Source organism: Streptomyces sp. NPDC107581 (assembly GCF_055657175.1).
The window spans coordinates 66,704-80,517 of the sequence record NZ_JBVKBH010000004.1; the positions used below are offsets into that span (position 1 = coordinate 66,704).

A 13,814-nucleotide genomic window follows, 5' to 3' on the forward strand; every position below is an offset into this window, starting at 1 on the left:
GACCGTGCGCCGGCGGAGCGTCTACCGGGTGGGCCTGTGCGCAGCGGTGCTGGTGCTGGTGCTGGCCGGATGCGGCATGCCCACCCCGCTGGTTCCCGTGCTGGAGAGTTCACGGGCCGGACGGACGTTCTATCTGAGTCCCGACGGCGACGACGGGGGCGACGGCCGGACCCCGCGGACCGCCTGGCGGACCCTGCGGCGCGCGGACACCGTACGGCTGCGACCGGGCGACCGTCTGCTGCTGAAGGGCGGCGCGCGCTTTCCCGGCACCCTCACCGTCGGCCCGGGCGACGCCGGGAACGCCCGCAAGCCGGTGGTGATCGACTCCTACGGACCGGGCCGCGCCGTGATCGCGGCAGCCGGCACCCGCGGCATCGCGGTGTACGACACGAGCGGGATCCTGATCCGCAACCTGATCCTCGTGGGTGACGCCCACTCCTACCGGTCGCAGGACGGCATCGGCTTCGTCAGCGACCTGCCCGGGACGCGGAAACTGCCGTACGTCCGGGTCACGGACGTCGACGTGTCGGGCTTCCGCAACGGCATCCGGCTGCACGGCGACGGGGGCTCCGGCTTCCGGGACGTGGTGATCGACGACTGCGCCGTGCACGGCAACAAGGACGCGGGGTTCGTGTCGGACGGCCCCGCCTTCGACGCGGACGCGCCGGCGTACGCGCACGAGCAGGTGACCGTCTCGCGGGTGAGGTCGTTCCGGAACGACGGTGACCCGCGGGCGGCCGACCGCAACACCGGCAGCGGCATCGTCCTCGGCAGCGTCCGCCACGGTGTCGTGGAGGGATCCGTCGCCCACGGCAACGGAGCGCTGTCCTCGGCGGACGCCGTGGAGGGCCCGGAGGGCATCTGGACGTACGACTCGACGCGGATCGTCCTCCAGCGCAACGCCGCCTACGACAACCACACCGGGTCCCGGGCGGACGGCGGCGGCTTCGACCTGGACAACAACGTGTCCTATTCGCTGCTGCAGTACAACCTGGCCTACGGCAACGACGGCGCGGGCTTCCTGGCGTTCTCCGCCGCTGCGAACAAGGCCCACACGGACAACACGATCCGCTACAACATCAGCCGGGACGACGCCCGCAAGCTCCAGGACTACGGCGGCATCGTGGTGATCGGCTCGCAGGTCAGCAACCTCGCGATCTACCAGAACACGGTGCTGGCCGGGGCGAACGGCACCGTCCTGGCCCCCGCGCTGCGGCTGCGGCCCCGCCTCGGCGCGGTCTCGGTGCGCAACAACGTGTTCGTCACCGACGGCTCCCCCGTGGTGGCGGGCCAGACCGCCTTCGACACCTCGCAGGTGGAGATGCAGGGCAACGACTACCACAGCCCCAGGAGTCCGGTCATGTGGTGGGGAGAGCGCCGGTACTCCGATCTGGCCGCCTGGCGGCGCGAGACGGGCCAGGAGATGCAGGGGGCGCGGGCCACCGGAAGCGGCGCGGACCCGTGCCTGGCCGAGGTCCCGCGACCGGTGAGCACCCCCGGCCCGCGCGGCACGGACCCGACGCCGGGCGCACTGGCCTCCCGGTGCGCCCGGCGGCTGGCCGGGGTGGCGGTGGACCTGCGGGCCATGGGTGTCGACCCCGGTCCGGTGGACTACGTCGGGACACCGCTGACCGGATCCCCGGTGCCGGGTGCCGTGCAGGCCGCACCGGATTCTCCCGTCGCGGGGCCGCCGACGCGAGGAGTCCGGTGGGAGTAGCCGTCGGGATGGAGTTCCTGGAACCGCCAGGCGTCACGGCACATGGCCCCCAGGTCCCGTGTGGTGGTCCAGTCCCAGGCCGCGGCCGCCTTGCCCGGGTCGGCGACGAGGGCGGCGACGTCGCCCGCTCTGCGGCCGACGACCCGGTAGGGCACCGGGCGGCCGCTGGCCTCGCCGAAGGCGGCGACGAGCTGCAGCACCGAGGTGCCGGTGCCGGTGCCGAGGTTGAACACCCGCATGCCGGTGGCGTCGTCCAGGTGCGCTACGGCCACCCGGTGTCCCTCGGCGACGTCCATGACATGGATGTAGTCCCGCACTCCGGTGCCGTCGGGCGTCGGGTAGTCGTCGCCGAAGACGCTCAGCCGTTCGCGACGGCCCACGGCGACCTGCGCGACGTAGGGCATGAGGTTGCCCGGGACACCGCGCGGGTCCTCGCCGAGCAGACCGCTCGGGTGGGCTCCGACCGGGTTGAAGTAGCGCAGGGCGAGCACCTTCATCGGTGCGAGCCGCTCGCAGACGTCCTCCAGGATCCGCTCGCACATCAGCTTGGTGCGGGCGTAGGGGTTGGTGGGCGCCACCGGGCTCCGCTCGGTCAGCGGCACCGTCCTGGCGTCGCCGTAGACGGAGCAGGACGAGGAGAACACCAGGCGGTGGACCCGGTGCTCGTGCATGACCGACAGCAGGGCGCAGGTGCCGCCGACGTTCGTGTCGTAGTACTCGACCGGCAGGGCCACCGACTCCCCGACCGCCTTGTGCGCCGCGAAGTGGATGACGGCATTCACCGGATGGGCGGCGAACACCTCGGTCAGGGCCGCGCGGTCGCGCACATCGGCCCGGTAGGCGGCGGCGAGCGGCCGTCCCGCGATCTTGGCGATGCGGTCCAGGGCCCGGGGAGAGCTGTTGACGTGGTTGTCCACGACGACGACTTCGTAGCCGTGGTCGAGCAGTTCGACGCAGGTGTGGCTGCCGATGAAACCCGCGCCGCCGGTCACCAGGACCGTCTCGGGCATGGGGATACCTCGTTCCGTCTAGGGGGACGGGCGTCAGCCCGCGATGAAACCGCGCACATAGGCGGGGAACAGCAGCAGCGCCCAGGCCAGCGGGAGGAGCGTGACGAGCCCGGTGGCCAGGGGCAGGGCGGCGGTGCGCAGGGCCCGGTGGACACCGACGCCCGCGGACCGGGCGGTCTCGCGGATGTGCAGGGCACCCACCGCGAGCGTCACCAGACCGTAGGAGAGGGAGCCCAGGAGGCAGAGGAACACATAGCCGACGGCGGGTCCGGTCAGCTCCCCGATGACGGCCGCGCCGGACAGAACGGCCGTGATCAGGAGGTAGGGGAGCATCAGGCGCAGCGGCAGCGGCTCCATGCCGTCACGGGTCTTGGGCGTCACCTTGAAGACGACCTTCTTCGGCCGCAGTCGCTGCACCAGTGCGGCCGTGGCGCCCCAGGCCACGTACGGCCAGCGGGTCAGTCCGAACAGCCAGCCCTCCCAGCTCAGCAGGGGCGCGTCGGCGGGCCGCAGCAGTCCGCGCCGCCGCAGCAGCAGCGTGAGCAGCACCAGGAAGCACGACATGGACCAGAAGTGCACCAGGAACGCGGCGTAGTTGACGTTGATCCACGGGACGCCGGTGATCGCGGCCACCGGGGGCAGCAGCAGTCCGCCGGTCGTGGTCAGGGCCAGCAGCGGATAGTACGAGAGGGCGAACGCGAACCGCAGCCTGAGCCGGCCGGGCATCCGCCGCAGATGCCTCGGGAGCATGCCGAGCAGCATCGCCACGAGACTCCGCGACCACTGGAACTCCTGCGTCACCATCGCGGCGAAGGTGAGCGGGCCGTCGCCGTGCGCCTCGGCGTCGATGGCGAACGCGCCGTGCCAGCCGGCCGAGTTCAGCAGGAAGGTGGTCGAGAAGTCCTCGGCCAGCTCGGGTCCGAGTCCGCCGATGTCCCGCAGGGCGCGGGTCCGCACGGCGTAGTGGGAGCCGATGCACAGCGGCGCCAGACCGTCGGTGTGGCCGAGCTGCATCGGCCCGTGAAAGGTGGCCTCGCGGTGCAGCCGTCCGCGGGCCGACCATGAGCCGGGCGCGTTGGCGTCGCAGACGCTGGGGGCGGCCACGTATCCGACCGCCGGATCGGCGAACGGCCGGACCATCTCGCTCAGATAGCCGGGCCGGGGCACGTGGTCGACGTCGAGCTGGGCCACCACGTCGTAGTCGCGGTATCCCCAGTGGTCGTAGAAGTGCGCGAGGTTGCCCTCCTTGCACCGGGTGCGACGGGGCCAGGCGTCCCGGTGGTAGGCGGCGACTCCGCGCCGGCAGGACACGTGCACGCCCCGGGCCGCACACCAGTCCAGGATCTCCTGGTCCGGGTCCTCGTCGCACAGCCAGACGTCGTACGGGTGCGGGAAGTCCTGGCGCAGCATCGCGCCGAGGGTGGTGCGCGCGACCTCGGGGGGCTCGGAGGGAGCCCGGGTCACCACGAACGCCGTGCGCAGCCGGGGGACTTCGACGGCGGGATCGAGGGTGCGCAGGCGCAGCACCGCGACCACGAAGTACATCGGCAGGAGGGACAGATACAGCAGCAGTGCGCTGTTCACCGCGAAACCGGTCCAGCCGACCCGGTGCTCCGGACGTGTCCACCACTGCCAGAACCACACGAGGGCGGCCAGCCAGCACAGCGCGAGCACCGCCACCGTGACCCGGTCCGCGGTGCGCAGCCGGGGGATCCAGGCCTGGGGCGCCGGTACGAGCGATCTGCGCGGACGGCCGAAGACGGGACCGTCGGCCGGCGTGTCGACGACGTTGCCCGACGACAGGGTCCACAGGTGGGTTCTCAGCGCCGCGTCGATGTCCCGCCCCGGCCCCGGGTCGGGGGCGGTGTCCGCCGCGAGGCGGGGATCCGTCTGGGTCACGACGGGACGGGGGTCGCACCGGGCAGCCGTGGCCGGGCGGCGACCGTGCCGTCCTGCTGGCCGCCCCGGATCGCGGCGAGCGCGGTCGCGACGTCCCGGGGCCGGCCCGCGAACCAACGCACCGTGCGGCGCAGTCCGTCCTCGATGTCCACCTCGGGGACCCAGCCGAGACGTTCCGCCGCCCGGGCGATCTCCGGTCGCCGGCGGGCGGGGTCGTCGACGGGCAGCGGATGGAACTCGACCTCGGCCCCGGACCCCGTCAGGCCGAGGACGAGGTCGGCCAGCTGAAGTACCGTCAGTTCGACGGGATTTCCGAGATTCACCGGTCCCGGTTCGTCACGGTCCAGCATGGTGATGATTCCGCGCACCAGGTCGTCCACATAGCAGAAACTGCGGGTCTGCTTTCCGTCGCCGTAGACGGTCAGGGGCTCACCGGCGAGGGCCTGGACCACGAAACTGGAGACGACCCGCCCGTCGTGCGGACGCATGCGCGGACCATAGGTATTGAAGATCCGGACGATTCCGGTGTTCGTTCCGCAATGCGTCCGGTGGGCCTGTGTCAGTGCCTCGGCGAACCTCTTCGCCTCGTCGTAGACGCTGCGCGGTCCGATCGGATTCACATGCCCCCAGTACGTCTCGTCCTGAGGATGCACCTCGGGGTCCCCGTACACCTCGCTCGTGGAGGCGAGCACGAAACGGGCGCCGTGCCGGGCGGCGAGGCGGAGCGCGTTCTCCGTGCCGTGGCTGCCCACGGCGAGCGTCTCCAGCGGGCGCCGGAGATAGTCGGGCGGCGAGGCGGGGCTGGCCAGATGGGCCACCGCATCCACCGAGCCCCGCACATCGGCCGACCGGCAGACGTCCCCGCGGATGAGTTCGAAGGCCGGATTCCCGAGAAAGGCGGAGATGTTCGCAGGATCGCCGGTGGAGAAGTCGTCCAGACACACGACCTCGTCACCGCGCCGTAGGAGGGCTTCGCAGAGGTGCGAGCCGAGAAATCCGCCGCCACCTGTCACGGCCACACGCATGGATTCTCCTGGATTCGCCGAAGGATTCCGTCGCTCCGACCGGCACCGGGCGGGGAGGTCCGTTTGCCAGGGCAGGAGACGGCCTTTGCCGAGGCCGCGAATTCACCCTATGTGCGCTAGTAGCACTGTCCGGAGAAATGGCGAGTCGGGCTGCGCCGATCAGCGGGTAGGGCCCGCCGGGGAAAACGTGTGGTGCGGTCCCGCCACAGCCGGGATGCGCCGGGTGCGGGCGCCTGCGCAGGGTTTCATCCCTGGGTATGACGGCACCCGCGTGTCGGCGGGTGTGACGGCAACCGGCTTCGGCGGGATTGCAGCACCCGCTTCGGCGGGATTGACGGCACCCGCGGGCCGGCCCGGCCGGGAGCGCCGGACCGGGCGGCACGCGGGTGGCGTTCCGTCAGATCGCGGGCGCCGCCTTGCTGCCCGCGAGCACCTCCGGACGGAGCAGGTCCGTCAGCCGCTCGGCGGGCAGCAGACCCTTCTCCAGGACCAGTTCGGCCACGCCCCGGCCGGTGGCGAGGGCCTCCTTGGCGATGTCGGTGGCCGCGGTGTACCCGATGTGCGGGTTGAGCGCGGTGACCAGGCCGATGGAGTTCTCCACGGTGGCGCGCAGCCGCTCGGTGTTGGGGGTGATGCCGTTCACGCACCGTTCGGCGAGGGTGAGGCAGGCACTCTGCAGGTGGGTGATGCTCTCCGACAGGGAGTGCAGGATGATCGGCTCGAAGGCGTTGAGCTGGAGCTGTCCGGCCTCGGCCGCCATGGTGATGGCGACGTCGTTGCCGATCACCTCGAAGGCGACCTGGTTGACGACCTCGGGGATCACCGGGTTGACCTTGCCCGGCATGATCGACGAACCGGCCTGCACCGGCGGCAGGTTGATCTCGCCGAGGCCCGCACGCGGTCCGGAGGAGAGCAGCCGCAGGTCGTTGCAGCTCTTGGAGAGCTTGACCGCGATCCGCTTGAGCACGCCGGACATCTGGACGAAGGCGCCGCAGTCCTGGGTGGCCTCGACGAGGTTGGCCGCCGTGACGAGGGGCAGCCCGGTGATCGCGGCGAGGTGCCGGCGGGCGGCCTCGGCGTATCCGGCCGGCGCATTGAGACCGGTGCCGATGGCCGTGGCGCCCAGGTTGATCTCGTGGATCAGCTCGACGGCCTCGGCAAGGCGGAGGCGGTCCTCGTCCAGCATCACGGCGAACGTGGAGAACTCCTGGCCGAGGGTCATCGGGACCGCGTCCTGGAGCTGGGTGCGGCCCATCTTCAGCACGTCGCGGAACTCGACGGCCTTGCGGGCGAAGGCGTCCTGGAGGACGGCCATCGCCTTGAGCAGACCGCGCACCGCGAACACCGTCGCGACCTTGACGGCGGTCGGGTAGACGTCGTTGGTGGACTGGCCGAGGTTGACGTCCTCGTTGGGGTGCAGGTGCGCGTACTGCCCCTTGGCGTGCCCGAGCAGTTCCAGCGCGCGGTTGGCCACGACCTCGTTGGCGTTCATGTTGGTGGACGTGCCGGCGCCGCCCTGGATGACGTCCACGACGAACTGGTCGTGCAGCTTGCCGGCGCGTATCTCCCGGCAGGCGGCGACGATCGCGTCCGCCTTCTCCGGCTCCAGCAGGCCGAGTTCCGCATTGGCGAGGGCGGCAGCCTCCTTGACGGCGGCCAGGGCGTCGATCAGATGCGGGTAGGCGGAGATCGGGGTGCCGGTGATGGGGAAGTTCTCGGTCGCGCGCAGGGTGTGGACACCCCAGTACGCGTCGGCCGGTACGTCGCGGTCACCGAGCAGGTCGTGCTCGCTACGGGTGGGCGCGGTCATGAACGTACAGTCCTCTTTCTGAGGTACGGAGGTGAAAGGGCCCTTGGAAGGGGCGCGGGGAACTGCGCGATCGGCCACGACGGACCCGCAGGTCCACGACGGCCGATCCGCCGGGGCTATGCGCAGGTGGTGAACGGAACCGGGTCCAGCGCGCGTACCGGCCGCACGCACCCCACCGGCTCCCCTCCCCCGAGCAGCGGCTCACCGGCGAACTGCGTGAGCAGCTCCGGGTCGACGCCCGCGCGCGCGAGCGCGGCCGCGGCGACCGGAACGCGCGCACGATTCGCGCCGTCGGCGATCTTGACGGCGATGGCGCGGCCGTCGGGCAGCGCGGCCACCTGGACGCCTTCGAAGCCGTCCTTGGCGAGCAGGCCGGGGACGGCCCGCATCAGCGCCGCCACGTCGCGCCGAGTGCCGGAGGCCATCTCGGCGTGTTCGCGCATGGCGTCGGCCACCCGGGCCTCGGGCGTGCCCGGCGCGGCGGTGGTGATGCGGGCGGCGGCGCGGGCGAGGCCGTGCAGGGAGATGGAGAACAACGGCGCGCCGCAGCCGTCGACCGTCACCCGGGCGACCCGCTGCCCTGTCAGGTCCTCGACGATCTCGGCGATGGCCTGCTGGAGCGGGTGCGCCGGGTCCAGGTACTCCGCCAGGGACCAGTTGTTGAGCCGGGCGGTCCACAGCATCGCCGCGTGCTTGCCGGAACAGTTCTGGGCGAGGCGGGAGGGCAGCCGGCCCTCGCGCACCCAGGCGTCCCGCACGACCGGGTCGTACGGCATGTCGGGGACGTTGCGCAGGTCGTCCTCGCCGAGCCCGGCCAGTTCGAGGATCCGCCGGGTGCCGGCGAGGTGGCGCTCCTCGCCGGAGTGGCTCGCGGCGGCCAGCGAGAGCAGCTCGCCGTCGAGCGGCAGCCCGGCCCGCAGCATCGCCACGGCCTGGACGGGCTTGAGGGCCGAGCGCGGGTAGAACGCGGCCTCGATGTCGCCGAGCTGGAACTGGACCTGACCGTCGGCGCCGAGGACGACGACGGAGCCGTAGTGGATGCCCTCCACGACCCCGCCGCGGATGAGATGGGCGACGGGGGTGTGGAGGGGCTCGCGGACGAGGGGTGCGGCCGAGGGGGAACTGCTGTACATCACTGCCTGCTTGTCGGGGAGCGCTGCGCGGGTCACGCGCCGGCTCCGGTGGTGGACTGGCGCGCTATTCGGCCGCGGATGGCGTACCAGCCCGCGACCAGCGCTGCGACGATCAGCGGCAGGCACAACACGGTGGTGCGTGCGGCGCCGCCGTCGGCGTACATGAGGACCAGGACGCAGGCGAGGAACGCCAGCGTCACGGCTTCGGTCCAGGGGGAGCCCGGCAGCCGGTAGGCGGGCCGGGCCAGTTCGCCCTTCCGGGTCTTCTGCCAGAAGAGCAGGTGACAGATCATGATCATGCCCCAGGTGGCGAGGATGCCGATCGCCGCGAAGTTCAGGACGATCTCGAAGGCGTCCGCCGGGACGACGTAGTTCAGACCGACACCGAGGACACAGATACCGCTGGTGAGCAGGATTCCGCCGTACGGGACCTGGCTGCGGCTCATCCGCGCGGTGAACTTCGGGGCCGAGCCGCTCACCGCCATGGAGCGCAGGATGCGGCCGGTGGAGTACAGGCCGGAGTTCAGCGAGGACATGGCCGCGGTCAGCACGACCAGGTTCATCACGTCGCCGGCCGCGGGGACGCCGGCATGGGACAGGACGGTCACGAAGGGGCTCTCGCCGGCCTTGTACGTGTTCCAGGGCAGGAGCATCGAGAGCAGGACGACCGAGCCGACGTAGAACAGGCCCACGCGCCACATGATCGAGTTGATCGCCTTCGGCATGATCTTCTCGGGGTTCTCGGTCTCCCCCGCCGCGACGCCGACCAGTTCGACGGAGGCGTAGGCGAAGACGACGCCCTGGATGATCAGCAGCATGGGCAGCAGGCCGTTCGGGAAGATGCCGCCGTGGTCGGTGATCAGGGACGGGCCGGGGTGGTGGCCGTCGACGGGGTGCTGGGTGACCAGCAGGAAGATGCCGATGCACATGAAGATCACCAGCGCGCTGACCTTGACGATCGCGAACCAGAACTCCAGTTCGCCGAAGATCTTCACGGAGATCAGGTTCACGGTGAGGACGACGGCCAGGGCGATCAGGGCGATCACCCATTGCGGGACGTCGGAGAACATGCCCCAGTAGTGCGTGTAGGTGGCCACCGCCGTGATGTCGGCGATGCCGGTGGTGGCCCAGTTCAGGAAGTACATCCAGCCGGCGGTGTAGGCGCCCTTCTCACCGAGGAACTCCCGGGCGTACGACACGAAGGCACCGGAGGAGGGGCGGTAGAGGACGAGTTCGCCGAGCGCGCGGACGACGAGGAAGGCGAAGACACCGCAGACGGCGTACGCGATGAACAGGGAGGGTCCGGCGTCGGCGAGCCGGCCGCCCGCCCCGAGGAAGAGCCCGGTGCCGATGGCACCCCCGATGGCGATCATGTTGACGTGCCGGTGCTTCAGCGACTTGCTGTACCCGGCGTCCCCGGCGTCCACATGACCGGAAGAGGTGCGCGTCCCGTCCTTGAGGTGCTGCTCGCTCACGCCTCGGGTCCGCCTTCCGTGGGGAGGTCCGCGCGCGCGGGGCGCACGATGTCGGTGAGGGTCGTCTCGACGCGGTCGAGGTGGTGGCTCATGGCCTCGACCGCATCGTGCTCGGACCCGTCGATCAGCGCTTCGACGATGGCGCGGTGCTCGCGGTTGGACTGCTCACGGCGCCCGCCCAGCTCGTTGAGGAAGGCCGACTGACGCGCCAGTGCGTCGCGGATCTCCTCGATGACCCGGCGGAAGACCGGGTTCTGGGCGGCCTCGGCCACGGCGAGGTGGAAGAGGGTGTCCATCGCGACCCAGGCGGTGGTGTCCGTCTCCCGTTCCATCCGGTCCAGCAGGTGGGCCAGGTGGTCCAGGTTCTCCGGGGTGCGGCGCACCGCCGCGTATCCCGCCACCGGGATCTCGACGTGCCGGCGCACCTCGAGCAGATCGCTGGCCGCGTAGTCGCCGAAGGTGGGGTCCTCGACGGCGCTGGCCACGACGAAGGTGCCCTTTCCGGTCCGGGAGACCGTCAGACCCATCGTCTGCAGCGCGCGCAGCGCCTCGCGAAGCACGGGCCGGGACACCTCGAGGGTGCGGCACAGCTCGGCCTCGGAGGGGAGCTTGTCGCCGATCGCGTACTCGCCGCGTTCTATGGCGCCGCGGAGGTGGCCGAGGACCGCTTCCATGGCGCTGACGCGCCGCGGTGCCGGGCCACCTGTCTGGCTGTCTGACAGGTTCACGAGTGCGATCCTGCGGGTTGCATCAGGGAACTGTCAAGGCATCGCGCAGGGAAACGGCCACGGGGTGCGGCGCCCGACTGCGGGCGTCCGCACCCCGTGGGTGGTCCGAGGTTCGCTCAGCTGCCGAGCGTACCGGTGGCGAGCAGACCGATCAGGCCCACGCCGATGACGATCCGGTAGATCACGAAGGCGTTGAAGGAGTGCTTGGCGACGAACTTCAGCAGCCAGGCGATGGAGGCATAGGCGACCACGAAGGACACGGCGGTCCCGACGGCCAGCGGCGCGGCGCCCACGCCCGCACCGAGGGCGTCCTTCAGCTCGTAGATGCCCGCGCCGGTCAGGGCCGGGATGCCGAGGAAGAAGGACAGGCGGGTGGCGGCGACGCGGTCCAGGTCCAGGACCAGCGCGGTGGACATGGTGGCGCCCGAGCGGGAGAAGCCGGGGAAGAGCAGGGCGAGGATCTGGGAGCAGCCGACCAGCATCGCGTCCTTGAAGGAGGTGTCGTCCTCACCGCGCTTGTGCCGGCCCATCTGGTCCGCCGCCCACATCACGCCGGAGCCGACGATCAGCGAGCCGGCCACCACCCAGAGCGAGGCGAGCGGGCCGTCGATCAAAGGCTTGGCCGCCAGGCCCACCAGGACGATCGGAATGGTCGCGTAGATCACCCACCAGGCGAACTTGTAGTCGTGGTGGTAGCGCTCCTCGCGGTTGGTCACACCACGGAACCAGGCGGTCATGATCCGCTTGATGTCCTTGAAGAAGTACACGAGCACGGCGGCGATCGCGCCGACCTGGATGACGGCGGAGAACCCGACGACGGACTTGTCGTCGACGGGAATGTGCATGAGCCCCTCGGCGATCTTGAGGTGGCCGGTGGAGGACACGGGGAGAAACTCGGTCACCCCCTCGACCACTCCGAGGACGACCGCTTGACCGACGGTGATGGCGCTCATGGGATCCAGTTCTGAGGAAAGTTGGTCGACAGTGCTGTAGACAGTACTTGGTGTGCCCGGCGGTACGCCACGCACCTAGGCCCACAGGGCTCCGGCCAGGGACACCCCGGCGAAGGCCGCTCCGAGTCCCGCCGCCGCGTTCGCGACGACGTTGGCGGCAGCGTAGAGCCCGGCCCCTGCCTCGGTCAGCCGCAGGGTCTCGTAGGAGAAGGTCGAGTACGTCGTCAGGGCGCCGCACAGACCGGTGCCCAGCAGCAGCTGCAGGTGCGGGCCCGCGGCGCCGGCCGAGGCGGCGCCGGTCAGCAGGCCCAGGATCAGACAGCCGAGGACGTTCACCACGAACGTACCCCAGGGGAAGAGGGAGTCGTGGCGGGCCTGGACGGACCGGTCGGCGAGATAGCGCAAGGGTGCGCCGACCACGGCCCCCACGACGACCAGCAGCCAGTTCACAACGACCTCTTACCCTTCGGGTCCGCTTCGTCCGGGCCTGATGCGCGGCCCACGTACCGCACGACCTCGCACTCCTCCAGGGTCACGAGGCCTTCGCCGACGAGGTCGTCCAGCTGCGGCAGGAACGCCCGGATCCGCTCCTCGGTGTCCACGACGACGACCGCCACGGGCAGGTCCTCGCTCAGCGACAGCAGCCGGGAGGTGTGGATGCGGGAGGAGGCGCCGAAGCCCTCGATGCCCCGGAAGACGCCGGCCCCGGCGAGCCCGGCCGCGTGTGCGCGGTGCACGATCTCGGAGTACAGGGGTTTGTGGTGCCAGGTGTCGTCCTCGCCGATGAGGACGGTCAGCCGCAGGGCCCGGCCGGTGAGTGCTGTCATCGTCGCCTCCGGGTGAGCACCGGGCGGGCGGCGGCCGAGGCAAGCCACACCGCCGCGAGGGCCGCGAGGAGGGTCGCGGCGAGGTAGGCCAGCCCGGTGCGGGGGTGGCCGGCGTCGACCAGGTTGCGGATGTCGACGGCGTAGGTGGAGAAGGTGGTGAAACCGCCGAGCACCCCGGTGCCGAAGAAGGGGCGGACGAGGCGGTGGGCCGCCCACACATCGGTGATCAGCACCATGAACACGCCGATCACGGCGCAGCCGGTCACGTTGGTCCAGAAGGTCGCCCAGGGGAAGCCGCCCGCCGGGGTGGGCCAGGCCAGCGCGAGCGCATACCGGGCCGTCGCCCCCAGGGCGCCGCCCAGGGCGACCACCGCGACGACGGGGGCCTGGGTTCGCCACTCGGGCCGCCGCGGTGGCCCGGGACGGACGCGGACGCTCTCGGCTTCCGGGGCTGTCATGCGGGTACGTCTCCTGTCCGGGCCTGCCCCGACGGGTGATCACGGCCGGGCACCAGGGTACCGCCGTGTCACCTGCGCCGGGATGCGTGCAGCCCGTGACGCCCGGCCGGCCGGGAGTCCCCCGAGCGAGCCCCGTCGGGAGGGTGCGGGCCGGTGAGGCGACGGCAGGGGGGTGGGGAGACGGCGGCAGGTGCGGCAACCGCAGCCGGCGGCTCGGCAGCATCGAGTACGGCGGCGGCAGCTGGTGCGGAGGCGCAACCGGAGAGGCCGCAACTGGTGCGGTGGCACAGCCAGGAAGGCCGCAGCCGGCACGGAAGCGCGTAACCGGAGAAGCCGCAGCTGGTGCGGTGGCACAGCCAGGAAGGCCGCAGCCGGCACGGAAGCGCGCAACCGGAGAAGCCGCAGCTGGTGCGGTGGCACAGCCAGGAAGGCCGCAGCCGGCACGGAGGCGGGCGTGCCGGCTTTCACCAGCCCTTCTCGAACATGCGGGCCACCTCGGCGATGCGGATCTCGTCGCGCCGGTAGTGGGTGCGGCAGCGGATCCGCCGGGTGCGCAGCAGACCGAGGCGGCTGAGGAAGTCGAGGTGGGCCGCGGCCGTCCGGCGGGAGACGCCCAGCTTGGCGGCGACCGCCCGCGCGGTGACGCCTCTCTCGGCGGGGTCACCGTGGCAGCGCCCTGCCGGGAAGTGCACGGCCGGGTCCTTGAGCCAGTCCAGGATGGTCTGCCGCATCCGGCCCGAGGGAGTCCTCATCATCTGTCCCGCCTCCGTCCCCGGCCT

General features: G+C 71.4%; 13 protein-coding genes. 1 reads left to right on the forward strand and 12 read right to left on the reverse strand.

Going from position 1 to position 13,814, the window contains the following annotated elements:
- Positions 1–4 precede the first annotated feature (4 nt).
- Complete coding sequence (locus tag ACZ7P3_RS10255) at positions 5–1,717, forward strand: right-handed parallel beta-helix repeat-containing protein (protein WP_472080444.1); 1,713 nt, start codon at positions 5–7, stop codon at positions 1,715–1,717.
- On the opposite strand, the gene galE is transcribed toward ACZ7P3_RS10255, so the two are convergent.
- The 12 genes from galE to ACZ7P3_RS10315 all read right to left on the reverse strand — a co-directional run bounded on the left by galE (position 1,612) and on the right by ACZ7P3_RS10315 (position 13,790).
- Positions 1,612–2,727, reverse strand: a complete 1,116-nt coding sequence (gene galE, locus ACZ7P3_RS10260; RefSeq protein ID WP_472080446.1) for a UDP-glucose 4-epimerase GalE — start codon at positions 2,725–2,727, stop codon at positions 1,612–1,614. The genes ACZ7P3_RS10255 and galE overlap by 106 nt on opposite strands.
- Before the next feature lie 33 nt (positions 2,728–2,760).
- The gene (locus ACZ7P3_RS10265) at positions 2,761–4,626 is read right to left on the reverse strand and encodes a glycosyltransferase (RefSeq protein ID WP_472080448.1); all 1,866 of its coding nucleotides are present in this window, start codon (positions 4,624–4,626) and stop codon (positions 2,761–2,763) included.
- The gene (locus tag ACZ7P3_RS10270; RefSeq protein ID WP_472080450.1) at positions 4,623–5,651 is read right to left on the reverse strand and encodes a UDP-glucuronic acid decarboxylase family protein; all 1,029 of its coding nucleotides are present in this window, start codon (positions 5,649–5,651) and stop codon (positions 4,623–4,625) included. Before ACZ7P3_RS10270 ends, ACZ7P3_RS10265 begins: the two co-directional genes overlap by 4 nt.
- Before the next feature lie 397 nt (positions 5,652–6,048).
- The gene (aspA, locus tag ACZ7P3_RS10275) at positions 6,049–7,461 is read right to left on the reverse strand and encodes an aspartate ammonia-lyase (protein ID WP_472080452.1); all 1,413 of its coding nucleotides are present in this window, start codon (positions 7,459–7,461) and stop codon (positions 6,049–6,051) included.
- 116 nt (positions 7,462–7,577) lie between these two features.
- Positions 7,578–8,594, reverse strand: coding sequence for an asparaginase (locus ACZ7P3_RS10280; RefSeq protein WP_472081039.1), 1,017 nt, complete (start codon positions 8,592–8,594; stop codon positions 7,578–7,580).
- Between the two features lie 32 nt (positions 8,595–8,626).
- Entirely contained in the window at positions 8,627–10,069 is a 1,443-nt protein-coding gene (locus tag ACZ7P3_RS10285) for an amino acid permease (protein WP_472080454.1), read from the reverse strand.
- On the reverse strand, positions 10,066–10,743 hold the full coding sequence (locus ACZ7P3_RS10290) for a FadR/GntR family transcriptional regulator (RefSeq protein ID WP_472081040.1): 678 nt from the start codon (positions 10,741–10,743) through the stop codon (positions 10,066–10,068). The genes ACZ7P3_RS10285 and ACZ7P3_RS10290 overlap by 4 nt, the downstream gene beginning before the upstream one ends.
- Positions 10,744–10,913: 170 nt before the next feature.
- Positions 10,914–11,750, reverse strand: coding sequence for an undecaprenyl-diphosphate phosphatase (locus tag ACZ7P3_RS10295; protein WP_472080456.1), 837 nt, complete (start codon positions 11,748–11,750; stop codon positions 10,914–10,916).
- Positions 11,751–11,825: 75 nt separating this feature from the next.
- Complete coding sequence (crcB, locus tag ACZ7P3_RS10300) at positions 11,826–12,200, reverse strand: fluoride efflux transporter CrcB (protein WP_472080458.1); 375 nt, start codon at positions 12,198–12,200, stop codon at positions 11,826–11,828.
- Positions 12,197–12,577, reverse strand: a complete 381-nt coding sequence (locus tag ACZ7P3_RS10305) for a DUF190 domain-containing protein (RefSeq protein WP_472080460.1) — start codon at positions 12,575–12,577, stop codon at positions 12,197–12,199. The genes crcB (ACZ7P3_RS10300) and ACZ7P3_RS10305 overlap by 4 nt, the downstream gene beginning before the upstream one ends.
- Positions 12,574–13,035: a fluoride efflux transporter CrcB gene (gene crcB, locus ACZ7P3_RS10310; protein WP_472080462.1), complete on the reverse strand. Its 462-nt coding sequence runs from the start codon at positions 13,033–13,035 to the stop codon at positions 12,574–12,576. The genes ACZ7P3_RS10305 and crcB (ACZ7P3_RS10310) overlap by 4 nt, the downstream gene beginning before the upstream one ends.
- A 464-nt stretch (positions 13,036–13,499) precedes the next feature.
- Positions 13,500–13,790, reverse strand: coding sequence for a helix-turn-helix domain-containing protein (locus tag ACZ7P3_RS10315; protein WP_472080464.1), 291 nt, complete (start codon positions 13,788–13,790; stop codon positions 13,500–13,502).
- Positions 13,791–13,814: the final 24 nt, after the last annotated feature.

Bases quoted from the DNA above. Each gene is read 5' to 3' on its own strand.
- ACZ7P3_RS10290 (WP_472081040.1), bottom strand. From the start codon at position 10,743: ATGGAAGCGGTCCTCGGCCACCTCCGCGGCGCCATAGAACGCGGCGAG.
- ACZ7P3_RS10305 (WP_472080460.1), bottom strand. From the start codon at position 12,577: ATGACAGCACTCACCGGCCGGGCCCTGCGGCTGACCGTCCTCATCGGC.
- ACZ7P3_RS10280 (WP_472081039.1), bottom strand. From the start codon at position 8,594: ATGTACAGCAGTTCCCCCTCGGCCGCACCCCTCGTCCGCGAGCCCCTC.
- ACZ7P3_RS10315 (WP_472080464.1), bottom strand. From the start codon at position 13,790: ATGATGAGGACTCCCTCGGGCCGGATGCGGCAGACCATCCTGGACTGG.
- crcB (WP_472080462.1), bottom strand. From the start codon at position 13,035: ATGACAGCCCCGGAAGCCGAGAGCGTCCGCGTCCGTCCCGGGCCACCG.
- ACZ7P3_RS10270 (WP_472080450.1), bottom strand. From the start codon at position 5,651: ATGCGTGTGGCCGTGACAGGTGGCGGCGGATTTCTCGGCTCGCACCTC.
- galE (WP_472080446.1), bottom strand. From the start codon at position 2,727: ATGCCCGAGACGGTCCTGGTGACCGGCGGCGCGGGTTTCATCGGCAGC.
- aspA (WP_472080452.1), bottom strand. From the start codon at position 7,461: ATGACCGCGCCCACCCGTAGCGAGCACGACCTGCTCGGTGACCGCGAC.
- ACZ7P3_RS10295 (WP_472080456.1), bottom strand. From the start codon at position 11,750: ATGAGCGCCATCACCGTCGGTCAAGCGGTCGTCCTCGGAGTGGTCGAG.